The organism is Stenotrophomonas sp. SrG (genome assembly GCF_050031795.1).
Lineage (GTDB): Bacteria > Pseudomonadota > Gammaproteobacteria > Xanthomonadales > Xanthomonadaceae > Stenotrophomonas > Stenotrophomonas rhizophila_A.
The window spans coordinates 1-229 of sequence record NZ_JBNBBE010001838.1 but is presented as its reverse complement, the minus strand read 5'-3'; the positions used below and the strand labels follow the sequence as shown (position 1 = coordinate 229).

Below are 229 nucleotides of genomic sequence, written 5' to 3'. Positions count from 1 at the left end.
CTCAACCCCCCCCCCCCCCCCCCCCCCCCCCCCCCCCCCCCCCCCCCCCCACCCCCCTGCCGCCCCCCCGCCCCTACCGTCTCTCCCTGGAGACGATACGCAAACTGGCGATCCTGGCCGATGCCGCCAAGTACGACGCGTCCTGCGCCTCCAGTTGCGCGGGGCGGCGGGATTCGCGCGCGTCCGGCGGCATCGGCAGCACCGAAGGCGCCGGCATCTGCCACAGCTA

General features: G+C 76.9%; 1 pseudogene. It reads left to right on the top strand.

Annotation, left to right across the window (positions count from 1 at the left end):
* Window positions 1-86: 86 nt before the first annotated feature.
* A pseudogene (locus ACQG3P_RS25560) lies at window positions 87-229 on the top strand (putative DNA modification/repair radical SAM protein); the annotation flags it as partial.